This is a genomic window from Lacrimispora sp., assembly GCF_031982545.1.
Classification (GTDB): Bacteria; Bacillota; Clostridia; order Lachnospirales; family Lachnospiraceae; genus Lacrimispora.
The window spans coordinates 83861-101418 of sequence record NZ_DALYXB010000009.1; the positions used below are offsets into that span (position 1 = coordinate 83861).

The 17558-nt window shown below is 40.1% G+C and carries 17 protein-coding genes; 6 read left to right on the forward strand and 11 right to left on the reverse strand.

Annotated elements, in window-relative coordinates:
* Window positions 1-7 precede the first annotated feature (7 nt).
* The 4 genes from ABS301_RS15950 to ABS301_RS15965 all read right to left on the reverse strand — a co-directional run bounded on the left by ABS301_RS15950 (window position 8) and on the right by ABS301_RS15965 (window position 4461).
* On the reverse strand, window positions 8-1186 hold the full coding sequence (locus ABS301_RS15950; protein WP_349673169.1) for a glycoside hydrolase family 88 protein: 1179 nt from the start codon (window positions 1184-1186) through the stop codon (window positions 8-10).
* 71 nt (window positions 1187-1257) lie between these two features.
* The gene (locus tag ABS301_RS15955; protein ID WP_349673170.1) at window positions 1258-2085 is read right to left on the reverse strand and encodes a carbohydrate ABC transporter permease; all 828 of its coding nucleotides are present in this window, start codon (window positions 2083-2085) and stop codon (window positions 1258-1260) included.
* 12 nt (window positions 2086-2097) lie between these two features.
* Window positions 2098-3015, reverse strand: coding sequence for a carbohydrate ABC transporter permease (locus tag ABS301_RS15960; RefSeq protein ID WP_349673171.1), 918 nt, complete (start codon window positions 3013-3015; stop codon window positions 2098-2100).
* A 93-nt stretch (window positions 3016-3108) separates the two neighbouring features.
* Window positions 3109-4461, reverse strand: a complete 1353-nt coding sequence (locus tag ABS301_RS15965; RefSeq protein ID WP_349673172.1) for an ABC transporter substrate-binding protein — start codon at window positions 4459-4461, stop codon at window positions 3109-3111.
* 306 nt (window positions 4462-4767) lie between these two features.
* Between ABS301_RS15965 and ABS301_RS15970 the strand changes: the two genes are divergently transcribed.
* Both ABS301_RS15970 and ABS301_RS15975 read left to right on the forward strand, forming a co-directional pair.
* Complete coding sequence (locus ABS301_RS15970) at window positions 4768-6528, forward strand: sensor histidine kinase (RefSeq protein WP_349673173.1); 1761 nt, start codon at window positions 4768-4770, stop codon at window positions 6526-6528.
* Between the two features lie 29 nt (window positions 6529-6557).
* Window positions 6558-8180 carry a response regulator transcription factor gene (locus ABS301_RS15975; protein WP_349673174.1) on the forward strand — a complete coding sequence of 541 codons (1623 nt, stop codon included), beginning with the start codon at window positions 6558-6560 and terminating at the stop codon, window positions 8178-8180.
* Between the two features lie 65 nt (window positions 8181-8245).
* Here the strand turns inward: ABS301_RS15975 and ABS301_RS15980 are convergent, their stop codons facing one another.
* Window positions 8246-9676, reverse strand: a complete 1431-nt coding sequence (locus ABS301_RS15980; protein ID WP_349673175.1) for a jacalin-like lectin — start codon at window positions 9674-9676, stop codon at window positions 8246-8248.
* 123 nt (window positions 9677-9799) lie between these two features.
* Between ABS301_RS15980 and ABS301_RS15985 the strand changes: the two genes are divergently transcribed.
* Together ABS301_RS15985 and ABS301_RS15990 are read left to right on the forward strand one after the other, a co-directional pair.
* Window positions 9800-10135 (forward strand): hypothetical protein, encoded by a 336-nt coding sequence (locus ABS301_RS15985; RefSeq protein WP_349673176.1) that lies wholly within the window; start codon window positions 9800-9802, stop codon window positions 10133-10135.
* 40 nt (window positions 10136-10175) lie between these two features.
* Window positions 10176-10811 (forward strand): DUF998 domain-containing protein, encoded by a 636-nt coding sequence (locus ABS301_RS15990; protein WP_349673177.1) that lies wholly within the window; start codon window positions 10176-10178, stop codon window positions 10809-10811.
* 49 nt (window positions 10812-10860) lie between these two features.
* Here ABS301_RS15990 and ABS301_RS15995 read toward each other — a convergent pair whose 3' ends face one another.
* Together ABS301_RS15995 and ABS301_RS16000 are read right to left on the reverse strand one after the other, a co-directional pair.
* Complete coding sequence (locus ABS301_RS15995) at window positions 10861-11925, reverse strand: Gfo/Idh/MocA family protein (protein WP_349673178.1); 1065 nt, start codon at window positions 11923-11925, stop codon at window positions 10861-10863.
* Between the two features lie 10 nt (window positions 11926-11935).
* Complete coding sequence (locus ABS301_RS16000) at window positions 11936-12247, reverse strand: GNAT family N-acetyltransferase (RefSeq protein ID WP_349673179.1); 312 nt, start codon at window positions 12245-12247, stop codon at window positions 11936-11938.
* Window positions 12248-12497: 250 nt separating this feature from the next.
* On the opposite strand from ABS301_RS16000, the gene ABS301_RS16005 reads away from it, so the two are divergent.
* Window positions 12498-13085: a TetR/AcrR family transcriptional regulator gene (locus ABS301_RS16005; protein WP_349673180.1), complete on the forward strand. Its 588-nt coding sequence runs from the start codon at window positions 12498-12500 to the stop codon at window positions 13083-13085.
* Complete coding sequence (locus tag ABS301_RS16010; protein ID WP_349673181.1) at window positions 13082-13951, forward strand: alpha/beta hydrolase; 870 nt, start codon at window positions 13082-13084, stop codon at window positions 13949-13951. The genes ABS301_RS16005 and ABS301_RS16010 overlap by 4 nt, the downstream gene beginning before the upstream one ends.
* A gap of 121 nt (window positions 13952-14072) precedes the next feature.
* Here the strand turns inward: ABS301_RS16010 and ABS301_RS16015 are convergent, their stop codons facing one another.
* The 4 genes from ABS301_RS16015 to ABS301_RS16030 all read right to left on the reverse strand — a co-directional run bounded on the left by ABS301_RS16015 (window position 14073) and on the right by ABS301_RS16030 (window position 17544).
* Window positions 14073-15125, reverse strand: coding sequence for a cation diffusion facilitator family transporter (locus ABS301_RS16015; RefSeq protein WP_349673182.1), 1053 nt, complete (start codon window positions 15123-15125; stop codon window positions 14073-14075).
* Window positions 15085-15498, reverse strand: coding sequence for a metal-dependent transcriptional regulator (locus tag ABS301_RS16020; protein ID WP_349673183.1), 414 nt, complete (start codon window positions 15496-15498; stop codon window positions 15085-15087). The genes ABS301_RS16015 and ABS301_RS16020 overlap by 41 nt, the downstream gene beginning before the upstream one ends.
* 170 nt (window positions 15499-15668) lie before the next feature.
* A complete protein-coding gene (locus ABS301_RS16025) occupies window positions 15669-16310 on the reverse strand; it encodes a TetR/AcrR family transcriptional regulator (protein ID WP_349673184.1) in 642 nt (213 codons plus the stop codon).
* Between the two features lie 313 nt (window positions 16311-16623).
* Window positions 16624-17544, reverse strand: a complete 921-nt coding sequence (locus tag ABS301_RS16030) for an SDR family NAD(P)-dependent oxidoreductase (protein WP_349673185.1) — start codon at window positions 17542-17544, stop codon at window positions 16624-16626.
* Window positions 17545-17558 lie beyond the last annotated feature (14 nt).

Genomic DNA, 17558 nt, shown 5'->3' on the forward strand with positions numbered 1-17558 from the left:
CCAGCACTTACCAGTACAGCTTCCAGTCCCTGGAGAGCCTTGTCAGCGCCTCCATATAAAAATAATCTCCCCATGTATTGCATTCATCTACACCACGGTCTGTACAGGTATTCTCTTTGGAATTCCTTGCATAGGTGCCATGAAGCAACAATCCATTGGATTTTTTGTAATCCCTGTTGGCACAAAGGTCTGTCAGCGCCTTAAGCATCCGGTCAGCTGCTGTCAGATATACCTGTGCCTTCTCTTTTTCTAAGTATTTCGCCATTTCCAGGATCCCGCACACAGCAATGGCAGAGGCAGAGGAATCTCTCGGTTCCTCACTGCCTGTGTCAAAGTCAAAATCCCAGTAAGGTACCAGATCTTCCGGCAGATGTTCAATGAAATAATCCGTCACTCTGCAGAATAAGTCCATGTACTCCGGATTCTTCAAATACCGGTAGCTTAAGGCAATCCCATAAATCCCCCAGGCCTGGCCTCTGGCCCATGCAGAACCGTCGCGATTCCCCTGATGGGTTACTCCATACGTGGGTTCCCCTGTTTCCACATCAAAAAAATGGGTATGGTAGGTAGAATGGTCCGGACGCAAAATGCATTTCATGGCAGTCTTTATATGGTTTTCCGCCTTATCTTCGTAGGAAGGATCTCCCGTAACTTCCGTTGCCCAGTAAAGTAAGGGGAGATTTAACAGGCAGTCAATAATCAGCCGGTATTCCTTTGGTTCACCCGGATTTCCCCAGGCCTGAAGGAACTTCCCTCTTTCCTTGTATCGTTCTGCCAAATGATCCGCTGCCAATAAAGCAGCCTTTTTTGCATGTTCATTGCCGGTCAGCTTATAGGCTGCGACGCAGGATAGACTATATAGAAATCCCATATCATGATGGTTTACATCAATTTTATTTTCAATTCTGCTCAAAAAGCTTTCAACCTGTACTTGCGCGGCTTTTTGGAAAGCTTCATCACCGGTGTGCTCGTAAGCCAGCCAGATCACGCCTGTCCAGAACCCGGTTGTCCATTCCACGTTTTCTGTTGCCTCATAAAATCCGTCGAAGCTGTTGGAAGACTGGAATTTATCCGTAAATTCCGTCAGGTTCTCTCTCACGATCTTTACTGCATCATTCATAGCCTGTTGAACCATCCCCTCTTCCATTCCAGGATAGGTTTTTATTTGTTCCAATGTCTGTGCCATATGCCACTCCTTTCCTATTCACTGTCCATCTTTTTGGACATAAAGGGATACCCACAGGGTATTTCCGCTTTCTATCCTTTGATTCCGCTGGCTGCAACGCCCTCTACAAAGAACTTCTGACAGCTCAAAAATACAATGATAACCGGGATCAATGAGCAAACGGAAGCAGCCATGATCCATGCATAATCCGCTCCGAACTGGGATATAAACATCCGGATACCCAGCTGGATGGTTTTCAATTCCTTTGTTTTTAAATAGATAAGGGGTCCCATAAAATCATTCCACACATTGGTAAATGTAAAAATGGTCAGGGTTGCCATAGCAGGTTTCCCAAGAGGAAACACGATTTTTCCAAAGATACCATATTCATTTAACCCGTCGATCCTGGCAGCTTCGCATAATTCATCCGGAATGCTGATATAAAACTGGCGGATTAAAAATACACCAAACGCAGAGAACGCCTGCATTAAGATCAATCCTAAATGAGTGTCGTTAAGACCCAGCCTGGAAACCAGAATAAACTGTGGAACCATGTAGACCTGCCATGGAACAGCTATGGTAGTAACATACATGAGAAAGATCAGATCCCTGCCTTTAAAACGCGTCTTTGTAAAACCATAAGCAGCAAAACAGCTGGTACACAGCTGGATGATTGTCGTAATAACCGTCAGCTTGGCTGTATTGAAAAAGAAGGTCACAAGGGGCAGCTTCTTCCAGATGATTTTGTAGTTCTCCCAATGCATCGCATCGGGCCACCATTTCATTGGTACGGAAAATACATCTTTATTAAGCTTTAAAGAAGAGATCACCATCCAGTAAAAAGGCACCAGCATAAAAAGGGATAAAGCAATCAGTCCCAGATACAGAGGTATCCTTAAATTCTTTGTTTTTGTATTCATCGCTTTCCCTCCTTACATCAAATCCTTAGACCACTTCTTTTCACCCGCAAACTGAATCAGGGTGATCACAAGCACGACTGCGAACAAAACTATGGCTCCCGCACTTGCCGGTCCAAACTCCCATGAGGTAAATGCCTTTTCATAAATATAATTGACCAGGGTCTTGGTGGCGTTGCCGGGACCTCCCCCTGTCATTACATATACAAGATCAAATACCTTAAAGCACTGAATTGTAAGCATAATCAGCACGAAGAATGTGGTCGGAGTCAGCATGGGAATCGTAATATACCGAAGCTTCTGAAAACCATTGGCCCCGTCAATCCCTGCCGCTTCATAAAGGGAACCTGAAATTCCCTGGAGAGCTGCCAGATACACGATCATATAGTAACCCATATACTTCCATACACTTACCACGGAAATGGCCACCATGGCCCATTTCACATCAACAACCCATCTGGGAGGCTTGGAAATGCCAATGAATTTTAAAAATTCATTGATGGGTCCAAAATCTGGCTGAAATAACATGTTCCAAACCGCGCCTACCGCCACGATGGAAGCAATGTAAGGGAAATACAGCGCTGTACGGAAGATCGCGATCCCTTTTAATTTATGATTCAGTAAAACTGCCAGTAAAAGTGACAGCACCAGAGTTGGGAATACCGTAAGCAATGCATATTGAATGGTGTGAAGAAAGGATTGAACAAATATCCTGTCACCAAAAATCTGAGCGAAATTTTTTAATCCAACAAACTCCATGGGAGCCTTGGAGCCATCCCATTTCATAACACTTAAAATAAAGGAAAAAATAACAGGGATGAATACGAAAATAGCATATCCGATTAAATTAGGCAAAATAAAGGAATAACCGACCAGGTTACTTCGGATTGCTTTCTTCTGATGTGACGACAATGTGGTTTTTACTTCTTTCATACTGGGTTAACCTCCTTTTCACCTGCTTTTTGCCACAAAAAGAGCGCCTTGCTTAAATTTTAGAAAAGGCGCTCTTTGGCAATCAATTATATTTTACCAGCCTTTGATCTCTGCAACACGTTTGTTCAGTTCTTCGATTCCCTGATCAACCGTATACTGCTTGATCATGATCATTTCATGAACTTCATCAAGAGCCTTACGAATTTCTTCGATCTTTGGGTCTAAGGGACGGTCAAATGTGTAATGAGTATAGGACAATGCTTCAATATTAGATTCTCCCTCGGGGAAGAACTGTGCGGAAGCGATGGTTTTTAAAGATTCCTCTGTCTGGATACCGGTAAATACACCCTGTTCAGCCAGAATATTTGCGGCTTCTTTGCTTGTGGCAAATTTTACAAAATCCCATGATAAGTCAGGTTCGTCCGTATAGGCGCTGATTCCCACAGGAGTGAGAGCTCCTACCGTATATCCGGATTCTGTATCAGCAGGATGAGGAAGTCTTGCAATACCCCAGTTAAAGGAAGTCTCATCTGCTGCACGGGACTGGATCATGGTGGCGATAAACCAGGTTCCCATTGGCATCATAGCGCACTGCTGATTCTTAAATATAGAGGAATAATGAATATTTGCTGTCTTTAACGTAGAGTAATCCTGAATATATCCCTTATCCTGTAAGGAAAGAGCTGACTCATACCATGGCTTTAAAAAGGAATAATCTTTTTCAACAACCGTATGCTTGCCATCCTGAACGGCCCAGTTTGTTACAAGCGCCTGCCATGTATGATTATGTCCGCCGTATACCTTTGAGCTGCCTTCGCCGGAAGTCATCTTTGCTGCCAGTTCATTATACTCATCCCAGGTCATATCATTGGAAGGATATGCAACACCTGCCGCGTCAAAAAGATCCTTATTGTAGTATAAGACATACCAGTCGGAACGGTACGGAAGTCCGTAAGTCACTCCGTTGTACTGAAGCTGCTCTGCCGCACCATTGTAAACGGATGTATCAAAGTTGTCTTTTTTCATGAAATCATCAAGAGGAAGAAGCTGTTTTTTATCAGCCATCTGAAGCATGGAACCCATATCCTTTACCCAGATAATATCCGGATCCGGCTGAGCTGCGGATAAACTGATTCCTAAGGAATTGTTGTATTCATCAGCAGATGTATCAATAACTTTGATCTCCACATTGGGATTTTCTTTCATATAGGCATCAACCACTGACTGAAACTGAGGAGATGAATCATAGTCCCATGTTGTCACGGTAAGAACTTTCTTTTCACCAGAGTTCTGTGTTTTATCGCCTGCCTTTGCAGAATCTGCAGCAGTTGTTGCTCCGGTTGTATCTGCAGCGCTGCTTTCAGCTGTTTTGCTGCCACATGCAGTTAAAGATGCACACACCATTCCGGCTGCTAATACCATAGCTAAAACCTTTTTTAATTTCATTGGTTTGAAACCTCCCTTTTTTTAGAACTACGCGCGTGTTCTTTATGCTATAAAGATACCAGATCTGAGGCTATATCGGAATAAACGATTTGCATAATTATATTATTTTTTTTACGTCTTTCGTGTCTTTCTAAATTAAAACATATAATTTATGCAGATTTTTATATTTTTTTAAGATTCATATCGATTTCGTTGAATTTCTCAGGAATAAAGGATATGATATTACTAAATTTATTCTCGTGCAGGCTGAGATGGAAAATCTGACATTCAGCAGCTGTTCACGGGGAGGGGAGAAAGGATGATATCATGCCCCGAACATTCCGGTATAAATTTCTTTTATACAATCTGCTGATGGTTATCATCATTGCATGCGCCGTGAGTTTTTATAACTATCACTCTTATTATAAGGATGCTTTAGAAAACGAAACCAAAAATACAGTAAACCGGGTTCAGATTTTGTCAGATCGGATGGAAGTGGCTTATAAGGAAATGGTCAACATTGTTGTTACCTGCTCCGAACGAAAATCGTTATTTTCCTCTCCTTCTTTTAAAATGGGAGACCACGGGGAATCTGCCTATATTAAGCTCTACGCCTCCAATGTGCTGAGAGATTTTTGTGCCATCTCAGGATACAGCAAATATATTTATAAAATCACTCTTTATAATAATGGAGAAGTTTTACAAGCCGGTAACGCTTACGGTTCCACCCGGGATGTGGGTGACATTCAAAATGCCCCCTGGTTTCATGATCTGCTTTACAGAGAAAATACACAATACCTTCTTTCTCTGGAGGACAACCCTTTTTCTCCTACCAATTATACCCCAAAGATTCTTCCACTTTTAAGGCCATTAAAATATGCTTCCAGCGGGCAGCCGGAAGACGCATGGATATTTCTTGCTGTCTCCCCCAGGCTGTTTTCTGATACTCTGAAAAGCATGGGAGACGGTCAGATACTTTATGCGGCCACTTCAGACGGAAGTATTATCTCCTCTGTGAACGGAGATTCTTTTGATGTAGACCCTTTGCTGGCAAACTTAAAAGAGCGGAAAGAACCCCAGGGAAATTTTCGCACCATGCTTGCTGGGGAGGAATGCATCATTGCCTATGAAAAACAGGCAGTCAGCGGACTGATCTTCTTTCAGGTTCTTCCGGTTTCCTCTCTTAATCTGGACCATGGAGTGATCGGCGGTACCATCAGCCTTATATTCTTTTTCTGTGTTGCCATCGGCCTGACCCTGTCCTGGTTCATATCCCGCCAGTTAAGCGCTCCCATCAGCCGATTGAAAAAACGTCTGGAATTTATTGCCGGAGGTAATTTTGATCCGGACCGTTCCATTGAAACGGCTGATGAGATCGGAAGCATTGGAAAGCAGATTAATCAGATGTCCAGCCGGATCTCCAACCTTCTGGAAACAAGAGTTCAAAGTGAGAAAGAAAAAAGGGATTTGGAAATTAAAATGCTTCAGGCACAGATCAATCCTCATTTTCTTTATAATACCCTGGATTCTATTAAATGGATCGCAACCATGCAGAAAAACAGCGGAATTGTCCGGGTAGTCACTGCTCTGTCTTCTCTTCTTAAAAACATGGCAAAGGGATTCAATGAAAAAGTAACGCTTCGTCAGGAATTGGATTTTTTGCAAAACTATGTTATCATAGAAAAAATCCGGTATATTGAACTTTTTGACGTTTCAATCCAGGTGGACCAGGAGGTTCTTTACGATGCCAAAATCGTGAAGCTCACCCTTCAGCCCATTGTGGAAAATGCTATCTTTAACGGAATTGAACCAAGCGGAAGAAACGGTCTTATAGAAATACACATTTATACGAAAAACGGGATACTCTATATTTCAGTAAAGGACAATGGCATTGGCATATCACCTGAAAATATAGAAAAACTGCTGACTGATACCTCCCGTATCACAAGAAGCAATATGAGCGGAATCGGCCTTCCAAACGTGGACCGAAGATTAAAGCTGGTTTACGGAGAAGACTACGGCTTAAAGCTGGAAAGCGAATTAGACCAATATACATTGATTACCATTGCCCTACCACTGGAATTTTAGAATGAACTGACAAAGGGGTGCGAAACATTATGTATCGAATTATTATTATAGACGATGAACCACTTATCCTGGCCGGCATCGCCTCTCTGATCATATGGGAAAACTTTGAGTGCAGCATAATTGGAAAGGCCACCAATGGTCCTTCTGCCTTTGACATGATTATGGAGCTTCAGCCGGATATTGTTATAACGGATATTCGTATGCCCGTATTAAACGGTTTGGAACTGGTGGAAAAATGCAAAGAAAACAACTGTTCTTTTGCTTTTATTGTATTAACCAACTTAGAAGAGTTTCATCTGGTTAAAAAAGCTCTTTCTCTGGGTGCCTCTGACTATCTGGTAAAAATCGATTTAAATGAAGAGGCTCTGATCGCTGCTTTAGAACGTGCCAAGGAATCCTGTGACTTATTTCTTAATAAAAAATACCGTCTGATGGAAGGACGTCAGGAAAACAGTCAGGAAGACTTAGATAAGATAACGTTTAGACGTCTTTTATTTTCCCCGGAGGAAGTCCCTGATATCCCTGATGAACTTAAGGAGCAGTATCCGGCTCCTTTTGTCATCCTTTTTACCTTAAAACCCATCCACATAAATTTTGAAGCAGGGGGAGGAAGCTACGACTTGCATTCCGTAAGCAGGCAGATGATTGATATCTTAGGCGGAATCGCGGCAAGATCTTTCTTTCATCATACAATTTTGGAATACCGGCAGGATACCTTTCTCATTATTGCCTCTTTAAAAGGAGATACTTTTTCCCAAAGCTCTATCAGTGAGTTCTGCCATAAATTCAGTGTGGCTTTAAAAACCTATTTTGAGTTATCTGCTGTTTTTGGGGTAAGCCGTTTAAAGGAAACGATGTCAGATCTTCTGGAAGCGTTCTCTGAGGCCCAGACCGCACTGGATTATTATTACTTTGATTCTTCCTCCCAGGTAGTACTATACCAGGGTCAGCCCTCCCATTTCAGCCAGGCGAAAAATTTCAACATCAATGTATTTAAAAAAGATCTGGCGGCTTATATCAGTCAAAATGACAGCGAAAAGCTTGCTTCAATCTTTGAAGACATCATCACACTGTTTCGTGAAAATAAGCCCCGGAAAGAACAGGCAACCAGTGCCTGCATCAATATCTATACTTATTTATATTCCTTTTTTGAAACAGGAAATGGCAGCTATCAGGATATTTTCCCTTATACCATCAATATTGCGGAGCAGCTCAGTCAATTTAACAGCATGGAGGACATACTGGAATGGCTGAGAAGCTTTTGCCAAAAGCTTTGCAGGCTTTTAAACGACAGAAAGACCACCCGCTCTGATAAACTGGTAGACCTGGCCAGAGGCTACATCAAAGAACACTATATGGAAAAGCTGACTCTGGTGGATGTTGCGGAAGCTTTAAATATTAGTTCCGGCCATTTAAGCAATACCTTTAAAAAACTGACCGGTACCACTCTTTCTGATTATATTGCTCAGGTAAAGATCCAGCATGCCATGGAGCTTATAGACACTCACCAGTACCTGATGTATGATATCTCTGATAAACTGGGCTTTGATAACCCTTATTATTTCAGCAAGGTATTTAAGAAAGTTACGGGGATTTCACCAAGAGAGCATGAAAACAGGAGTAAATATCCGGGTACGGATAAGGAGAGTTAAATTCATGTCTTCATTATATTGGCTCAGTCAGAAAAAATCCCGCGGATTATTCCGCGGGATAATCGTTATTCTAATGTTTTGTAGATAGCTCCAATCTTATCAATATTTGCTTCCGCTCGTCCAAAAAATCCGGCAATATATGTTCCTGCAGGTGCAGTTAAAGTAAGTGCAGTTCCACTTTTTACTCCACTTTCCAAAACACGGCTCTTGTTTGTTGTCAACTCCAAATAGAATATCCGGTCTGACCCCTTATAAGTATTTTTATAAATAACCGCCTTTATGATATATTCATCTTTTTCCAACGCCAAGGTCTTCTGAGTTCCGCCAGCTCCACCATTGCTAAGCACTGTACCATCAGCATAGGTCATAGATATGGCATCCACGCGATTTTCTCCCCTTATAGTAACGGACACAGGTCTGCTGAACGTTGGTGATGAATTTCTCAAAAAATTGAACGCTATGCCACCAGATCCTCCCCATAACTCACTGTAAACAATACTATTATCCCTGGTATAGCTAAAGTTTGCACTTATGGCATAGTGATCAGAGAGCTGATTTCCTTCCGTATCAGTGAAATAACTATTTTCAACCTTATAAGAAGTAGGATTCAGCGTAATACCGGCACCGCTTCGATAAAAGATTTTATCTACAACTTCATTGTTGGCACTCGTCTCTCCAGACACCCCCAGCAATGCTTCTCCTCCCTTTTCCGGATAAATCCCATTTCTGATTTTTTCTATCCAGACATCTCTCATATCCAGCCTGTCGACAAATAAAGATTTTAAATTGTCATCAGTTCGGGTATATCTGCAATTGGTATCTCCAAACACAATCACTGCATGCCCCTGGGAATATTCCTCAATATATGCAGCAAGCTGATTTAAATTACTACGCCTTGCAGCCTCCGATTTCGCATCCGTATCCGCATCTGCGTGAAGATTATAAACATCTACATAAACTCCATCTGCTATTTTAACTTGATTGTACATGAATCCCTTTGGAGTCAATTCATCACTACCGCTATCAAACTTACCATAACGGTCTGTCCATGTCTCCCGGTCTGTATCTCCAAAAGGATAATTTGACAGGAAATTCATACCATCACCAATTCCTGCTCCTCCAGAAGTAGGGGTTCTATATGCATGAGTATCATTTGCATAGAGCGAAGCGTGATAATTGAAATCTTCCTGTACATTTATTAAATCGTAGGCATAAAGCTTTGATCCAATTTGAGGAATATATTTCTTAGGATCTCCACTACTTGAAAACATTTCTGGCAGCCCCCCGATATTATAGGATAGAACACTGAAATTACCTGTATTATTGCTTCCAGTACTTGCAAAACTGGAAATATTACTTCCAGTTATAAGAGTAGTTAATACTAAAAAAATTAAACATTTTAATCCATTCTTACGTTTTAGCATACTCAATAATCCCCCTTCGAATCGTGCATTTTTACAATTATAACAATTTAGATTGTATTTTTCTATGTACAATTTGCCCTGAGGCTCTTTAAATTATTGTATTTTTTGCTATTTTTTACCATATTGGAGTAGTATTTAAATAAGCAAAACCTGCTCTTTGGCGGTCTGTTTTTTCTTCCAGCTATGGTGGTTTTTATGAGAGAAAGCGGTTCCCCGGCCGTACTCTGGCTGTCTGCATTGGTCATTTGGCTTCTGGCTCCGTTGCTTCCTATGATTGCAGCCATGACTATTGGAGCGATCATCGGTGTGATGGCACTTTCCTTCTGCATGCAGTCAGTAAACGGGGATTTTCTGGCTGATTTAAGTACCCAACTTGGGCAGGCAATCGGGCGTTTTTATCCGCCAGCGGCACTGGTCACCGCCGCACTGTGGGAGAGATCCGTTTTAGCATTAATTGCATTTGCGCTACTGTCAGTCGCTGTACGCAAGGGGATTCTTGAATTAGTAAAAAATTTGAAGAATTTTTTTTGAATAGGATTATAATCTTAAAGAGAAAGGATAAAATATGAAAATGAAAAAATTCGAATCCTTAACAATGCCGTTGGGCATGATTGGCGTAATCTTTTATTTATTCCATACGCTTTTGGGGCAGCTCCTATGGCCGGATTACAATCCTATCACTACCGATATTAGTTCTCTGACTGCCGTGGGCGCACCGAACAGAACCTTGCTTTTGATTTTTACCACCATCTATGGCGTTGCTACAATATTATTTGTCATAGGAATGCTAGTCAAATCCTTTCGTAAATACCACTCTGCTGTTCGCACGGGATGGGGCATTTTTCTGTCAATGAACCTTGTTTCCATATTCGGATATGCATTATTCCCACTCACTGGTGATAAAACTCAGATGACATTCGGCAACATCATGCACATTATCGTCACGGTAATTGTAGTGTTTACTACGATTACCGCAGGTTTTGTTCTGGCTGTCGGTTACTTAAAGCAAGAGAAAATGAAACGGCTGGGAACCTTTACTATAATTATGTCTGTGGTTATTACGGCAACAGGTGTACTCAACCCCATTGGTATGGTAAATAATTTAAATATCATGGGACTCACAGAAAGAGCGGTTATTTACTCGCTGCAGCTAATGATGTTTGTGTTCTCGGCGTATTATTCATTTTCAAAGGCGGAAAAGCGGTAATAACTTTTATTACGGACCCAATCATATTGATTGCGCTTTCCGGCTGGACTTAATTCCATGGTTGAACTTCTGTTTTTATGGCTGCATGCGGCTGCTTTAGAGCTTCCTGCATCAATAAGAAAAAATAGTTATCCTGGCAGCCCTCCGCAAAGGAATAGAAACTGTTACCAGTCAATAGATATTCTTCCATTCCAAGGAGACAGCCTGACATGGCAACTTCATCATCCGTAAGCCGTTCCCTTGCAAAAGGATTATGATAGAGACATTCCTCCCCAAGATTAATGGAATACGTAGACAATGTATTAATGTCCTGGGTAATCTGAAAGGTTTGAACTAACGGCTGGTTATCTTTGGTCAAGCTGCGTACAATATCATCATCCATTTCACCACGAACCCCTTGTATATTTAGATGACGGGTTCTGATTTTGGAACGGTATTGTACATTTGACGCGAAATCATAAAAAGCTACTTTTCCACTTTCAAATTCTATGGTGTATCTTGACCGATCAGCAAAGACCATCTCTCCTTCCGTCTTAATTCCATCTCTGGAGTCGGTGACTGTCACGGGAAATTGATAGTTTTTACCAGTTATCTGAGCTCCTTCAAATCCAACTCCTAACAGCTTTCGAATTAAGCTGACACCGTGATAGTCATGAGCCCAGGATATGGATAAGTTATGAACCTCGCCTAATATTCCTTTTTTTAGAGCCATCAATTTCGCCTCATAAAGCGGCTGTAAAAAATACTGTTCCGCGATCTGAATCCTGGCATCTTGTTTGATAGAAATATCCCACAGGGAATGAAGGTCATTTAAGTTCATGGCAGGCGGTGTCTCCACTAACATTGGTATGCCATAAGGAATTAACTGTTTTATCATCTCAGGATTACCATCCCTCCCAATGGCTATTACCACAAAATCAGGATTCGTAGATAAGCATTCCTTTATGGTCAAAGCTATTGGAACGGAATGGGTTTGGGAAAATTCAGCTGCTTTCTCTTTATTTCGAAAAAAAACAGAAGTTACTTCAAATTTTGCAGATAGAACAAGGCCTATTCTTAAAAAAGCCATTGCCCGGAATCCGTTTCCTATTATAGCATATCTAATTTTAGTCATGGGGCCCTCCTTAGATTATTAAATAACAAAACTGCAAGGCATCGTAATACTTACCATCTACATAATAGTTATCTTTTAGTCGGCCTTCCAGCTCAAATCCATTCTTAATTAATATCCGAGCAGAACCAATAGACTCACGTTCTAACATTGTTTTTACATGCTGTCTCGTTTCATCTATTGAACTCCTTAAATTCCAACCAATAAATCGTGATACTTCCTTATCCAATGCATAGCTATGTATAGCCTGATCATGACTCATACTTAACGCCTTAAAACAGATCTTTTCAGCTTTTAATGAATGAAATAACTCAACGTTTCTCATTATCTCCATCTTCCTTTTTGTAAAGAAATAAGCAACTCCTTATCTCTTGTTCTGTCAATCAGTTACGTAATTCAATGAATCTTTCTCCGCTTCCTTATGTATGTAATTTACGTAGAATATTTTACCACTTTCTATTGAAATAGACTATAGCAATAACTTTTTCAAAGGTAAATTTTAATTGACTAGTTGAGAATCATGTGCTAATGTAAGAAACAGAGGGTATACTCGGTTTTATACAGGAGAACAAGCAATGAAAAAAGGAAGCAAAAGAAAACTGGATATTCAACGGGCAACAAAGTTACTTATAATTGAAAAAGGTTACTCATCCGTTACAATGACGGACATAAGCGAAGTGCTCTCACTGTCGGTCGGGGGACTTTATTACCACTATCATTCTGTGGAAGAAATCTTTTTAGACATTGTTGAGAACGAAACCGGTGACGTATGGGGGATATTTTCCGAAGTAGAGGACATTGAAAGTTTGATAAAAGCTTTCCGCTTATATCACAAGCTTGAAAAAGGCGACATGATGAATTTTGAAAACACGCTAAACTGTATATTTTACCCGTACTTTTTTAGTTTTCCCCCTGATGTAAGAAAAGAGAAAATGAAAGAAGCCTATTTGAACACAATAAATGCAATAAACACAATACTTAAAAAGGTTTACAAAAATAAAATGCATGTTAAGTTTTTAAGTCACCGCATTTATATAATGTTGCATGGGTTAAACATACTTGCCACCACCGGACAGATTGATGAATTAATAATCGAAAATGAGTTTTCGGAAGTGGAAAAACTCATGTGGCAACTGTACCATGAAAGTGAGGGAAGGCAATGAGCATTTCCATAGTAAAAAAACACGATTTTGAAAATTTCACGGCAGTAGAAAAGGTTCTGACATTAGATGGAAACCGTTGGAGATACACGGTTAGCGGGAACGGAAAGCGCTTTTTGCTTGCCATACTTTCAAATATTACGGGGCACTTGCTGGGCCTTCCGCTGGCTGAGGAGTTTCGGGAAGAATTTATAACAATAGCGCTTTCAGTTCCGCCTATGCATACGTTTGCCGACACGGCTAAAGGCCTCAAAGCCGTTTTGGATGCTGAACAGGTAACAAAGTGCAGTGTTATCGGCAATTCAAATGGTGGCGTATACCTTCAGAACCTTATAGAGCAGTACCCGGATATTGCTGATAAAATTGTGTTTTCCCACAGCTTGACATCCATGAATCCAAGTGATGTCAACACCACGAATGCATCAGAAGTTAAGATCTACAGCAAAATGCGTAAAATACTTAAAGTGCTGCCGGTTTCCGTATTGACATTTGGGCTGGGCAGAACGTTTTGCCCAAAACTGCGGCTTCAATCTGGAAAAACAGATACAAATAGATTAATTGAACTTTGCAAAGAGGATTTTAAAAGAATAACCAAACAGGATTTTTATACCATGGCAGACTGTATGGAAGATTTTCTATTTAACCACTTATTTACTTCTGAACCGTACATAAATAGACCGAAGGATATTCTGATAGTGGATAGCGAAACTGATAATTTAGCCAACCCAATGCAGCGCAAAGAGATGCTGGAGCTCTGCCCTAACGCCAATGAGTATCATTTTAAAACAGGTGGGCACGTTACAATTATAAACTGCCGAGAAGAATATTTTTTGTTGCTGCATAAGTTTTGGGATAAGCCGAATTTATAGGCTTTTGTGATATTGGGCGTACAGAAGGCAAATTCTACATATTCGGTTTAAGCGATAATAAAAGCTTACAGGAAGGTGATAATATTCCCCGTTTTGGCGAAGATGAAAATAATCGAGCAGTTTAAGCCACATGACCGGCTTCTTCATTTTTTCTCTCCCCCAATAGTCTGGATATATACACCGCTGCACCACCGCCGAACATAACTGCGTGAATTTCCTGTTCCGCTTTTTTATATATCAAGTCATACAGAACGGGATCGGGATCTAAGTAATCAATTTGTATTGTGGTATCACAGTCTATTTGCAAATAAAGTTTATAAGAAATTTCATTGGCGATGTCGCTTAAAATAACACTGTTTTCTTCCTCTCCCTCGATATGCATGGAAGCTACATAATGTCCAAGACCATAATCATGAATGATCAAGCTATTGATACCTTTTACTTGGGGATACTTCATAATTAGATTTGTAATTCTATCAACCAAGTCTACAGCCGGTGATTTTCCCAGCAGTCTCTCTATAATTTCTGTCATAGATTTTAAGCCTGAAAACATAATAAAAACAGAAACCAGCAATCCGCACCAACCATCAATCTTCCATCCGGTAAAATACTGCACAATAAGTGAAATCAAAATAGCTGTCGTTGCTGCCATATCACTGATGCAGTCAGAAGCGGTTGCTTTCATGGCAGAAGAATTAATTTTGCATGCAATATTCTTGTTGTAAAAAAACATATAAAGCTTAACAAGAATGGAACAGATGAGTATTAATAGTATGACCAAGTTGAATTCAATGTTTTTAGGGGTATGTATTGTTGTAACTGAACTTTTCGCTAATGTACCGCCCATTACAAGTACTGCAAGCGCAGATAGAAATCCCATCAACCACTCATACCGTCCATGCCCGAATAAATGATTTTCACCAGATCCGATTCCTGCTAAGCAAAAGCCCAGAAATGAAGCTGCGGAAGTAGCTGCATCCGCTAAATTGTTAAAACCATCCGTTAAAATAGCCGTTGATCCGCTTATAAGCCCGGAAAATAATTTAACTGTAAATAAAAGAAAATTTAGTAAAATTCCAATAACGCTGCAAAGTTTCGCATATAAATTCTGTACTGATGGTGACGTAATATTCTTATAATTTTTTATTAATAGTCGAGTCAGCAAAGTCACCATTTATCATCTCTCCTCTCTTTGCCAATTGATTTTTCAATGCTTTAAACGATACATCACTTATAATATGTTCTATACAGCAGGCATCGTTCTCTGCTGTTTGCGATGAAACACCCAAATAGATTAACGAATCCCTAATTGTACAGTACCGTTCATAAATTTTATTTGCATACTTTTGCCCGTCTGCAGTGAGGCATATATTATTTCCGATAGCCGTTACATAATGAAGTCGTTTTAAATTCTTTATCATATGGCTTACACTCGGTTTTGCATATCCCATAGCTTTGGCTATGTCTACATTTCTAACCTCATGAGACTGCTTATGAAGCAGAAAAATTGTTTTGATGTAATCTTCTCCTGACTGGTGTAATTTCAAAAAATACATCCACCTCCCTCTGAGTGAATAATTTTATTCATTCATATAATAATCCTTTCTGTCGAAAAAGTCAATAAATGAATTTATTCAATGCATTGACAATAAAAAAGTACATAATAGCCAATTAGACTTTTTATGTACTTTTTTTCACTTATATTCTATTTTATATTCTAATCTGCCTTGATTCCTAAAACACGAACAAGCATATCTTGTGTAAAATCGAAAAAGGATTGCATATATTCCTTCGTCTTTTCCTCTGGCATTTCTGCGTGGAACGTGTGTACCAAACCCGAAATCAAAAATTGAGCAGTTCTTGGAGCATTGCTGCAGCTAAAAGTTTTTTCTTTCATTCCTTGTTCTATAATCGGTATCATCACAGTCATCCATTGATAGGCTACATCATCCAACAGAATTGCCCTAATACCTGACCCCTCATTATATCTCGATTCATACTCTGAGTGATTCACAGAAAAATCAAACATACGCTTTATGACAAGATTCAATTTTTCAATTGCCGGCATATCCTGTGATACTGGAATTTTCATTTGTTCTACCGCTTGTATTGCATAATATTCTGAAGTTGCCGCAAAGATTTCCGTTTTAGATTTAAAATAGCGGTAGCATAATCCAGGTGATACATTCATCTTTTCAGCAATATCTTGAATGGTCGTATTTTCATAACCTTTTTCAGAAAACATCTCTAATGCTGTTTCAACAATCTCCTGACGGCGTTGATCCGGTTCTTTCGAGATTCGTATTTTACGGGAATGATCATTCTCATCCTCTGTGAATTTATTTTTTGATAATGCCATAATTTGCCTCCATTAAAATCATTCTACGAGTGAATGAATATATTCATTATCATGCATTTTTAATTTTTTGTCAAGGCAACGATGAAATATGTACTTTCATTCTATCCAAAGTCAATCCAACTTTCGATTCCATTAGCTGCTATAATGATAACTTTATATCATATTTCTATAAGCCCATAGTACTTTCATAACTTGCCATTCAGCATCTGATATATTGGGTAGCTTTTTCATAATATACTCCTTGGGATTACCGTTGTAATATTAAAATTATCATATATCTTAAATTGTTATCTGTCAATAATAGTCCAAGCTTTCATGCCTGCGACTTATTGTTTAAGTGGAGATAGCGGACTGAAACTGATTCAAGATATCCTCTTTGTTCCAATAAGCTTTTCGTAGCCTTCCATAGCTTATCCTGCATGGCGTTGTCACCGCCAGGATATATAGGTACAATGGATTTTCCTGTTCCGACGTTAAAATATCCGGCAGTCACACCTTGATACTGAGGGTCCGAAGCCAAACGGACGATAATATCAGCACCCTTTCTGGGGTCTCCTATATGCATAGTTTTCAGTATTTTAGAAAGAACCGAAGAAAACCCTAATTCCCGACCAAGACCTGTCACGTTAAAACCGGGGTTCAAAGCATTTGCGGTAACTCCCGTTCCATCAAGCTGACGGCCAAGTTCCCCTGTGAACATGATATCAAGCAATTTGGTCTTTCCATAAAGCACAGATGAACCTCTGGCGGTAAATTCTGATGTATCTGTTAAATCCACCGGTAATCTAAGTTCACCATGATTGCGTGATGCTTCGGAAGCGATATTCACTATTCGTGCGTTTTTTGAAGCTTTCAATGAATCTAATAGCGTATGTGTTAGCAACCATGGCGCCAGATAGTTTACTGCAATCATTTCAGGAAATCCCTCTTTGGTTACTCGCTGTTCAAAGCCGTGCAGTCCTGCATTATTCACCAAAATATTAATTTGGGGATATGCAGTTTTAATCTGATTCCCAATTCTTCTTACGTCCTCCATAAGTGACAGATCACCGAAATAGAAATCTATTTTTGCGTCAGGTACCGCATTCCTTATTGTATCTCCGGCGGATTCCGCGCGTTTTTCATTTCTGGCCGTCAATACCAGTTGTTTTCCTTGCCTGGCCAACTCAATTGCTGCCAGTTGTCCAAGACCGCTGGTAGCACCTGTTATTACTGCAATTGGGAATGTCGACATATAATCCTCCTTAT

What these genes read in the sequence shown, in the direction of transcription:
- ABS301_RS15950 (WP_349673169.1), bottom strand. Translation starts at nt 1,186, where the DNA reads ATGGCACAGACATTGGAACAAATAAAAACCTATCCTGGAATGGAAGAG.
- ABS301_RS15955 (WP_349673170.1), bottom strand. Translation starts at nt 2,085, where the DNA reads ATGAATACAAAAACAAAGAATTTAAGGATACCTCTGTATCTGGGACTG.
- ABS301_RS15960 (WP_349673171.1), bottom strand. Translation starts at nt 3,015, where the DNA reads ATGAAAGAAGTAAAAACCACATTGTCGTCACATCAGAAGAAAGCAATC.
- ABS301_RS15965 (WP_349673172.1), bottom strand. Translation starts at nt 4,461, where the DNA reads ATGAAATTAAAAAAGGTTTTAGCTATGGTATTAGCAGCCGGAATGGTG.
- ABS301_RS15970 (WP_349673173.1), top strand. Translation starts at nt 4,768, where the DNA reads ATGCCCCGAACATTCCGGTATAAATTTCTTTTATACAATCTGCTGATG.
- ABS301_RS15975 (WP_349673174.1), top strand. Translation starts at nt 6,558, where the DNA reads ATGTATCGAATTATTATTATAGACGATGAACCACTTATCCTGGCCGGC.
- ABS301_RS15985 (WP_349673176.1), top strand. Translation starts at nt 9,800, where the DNA reads ATGAGAGAAAGCGGTTCCCCGGCCGTACTCTGGCTGTCTGCATTGGTC.
- ABS301_RS15990 (WP_349673177.1), top strand. Translation starts at nt 10,176, where the DNA reads ATGAAAAAATTCGAATCCTTAACAATGCCGTTGGGCATGATTGGCGTA.
- ABS301_RS15995 (WP_349673178.1), bottom strand. Translation starts at nt 11,925, where the DNA reads ATGACTAAAATTAGATATGCTATAATAGGAAACGGATTCCGGGCAATG.
- ABS301_RS16000 (WP_349673179.1), bottom strand. Translation starts at nt 12,247, where the DNA reads ATGAGAAACGTTGAGTTATTTCATTCATTAAAAGCTGAAAAGATCTGT.
- ABS301_RS16005 (WP_349673180.1), top strand. Translation starts at nt 12,498, where the DNA reads ATGAAAAAAGGAAGCAAAAGAAAACTGGATATTCAACGGGCAACAAAG.
- ABS301_RS16010 (WP_349673181.1), top strand. Translation starts at nt 13,082, where the DNA reads ATGAGCATTTCCATAGTAAAAAAACACGATTTTGAAAATTTCACGGCA.
- ABS301_RS16015 (WP_349673182.1), bottom strand. Translation starts at nt 15,125, where the DNA reads ATGGTGACTTTGCTGACTCGACTATTAATAAAAAATTATAAGAATATT.
- ABS301_RS16025 (WP_349673184.1), bottom strand. Translation starts at nt 16,310, where the DNA reads ATGGCATTATCAAAAAATAAATTCACAGAGGATGAGAATGATCATTCC.
- ABS301_RS16030 (WP_349673185.1), bottom strand. Translation starts at nt 17,544, where the DNA reads ATGTCGACATTCCCAATTGCAGTAATAACAGGTGCTACCAGCGGTCTT.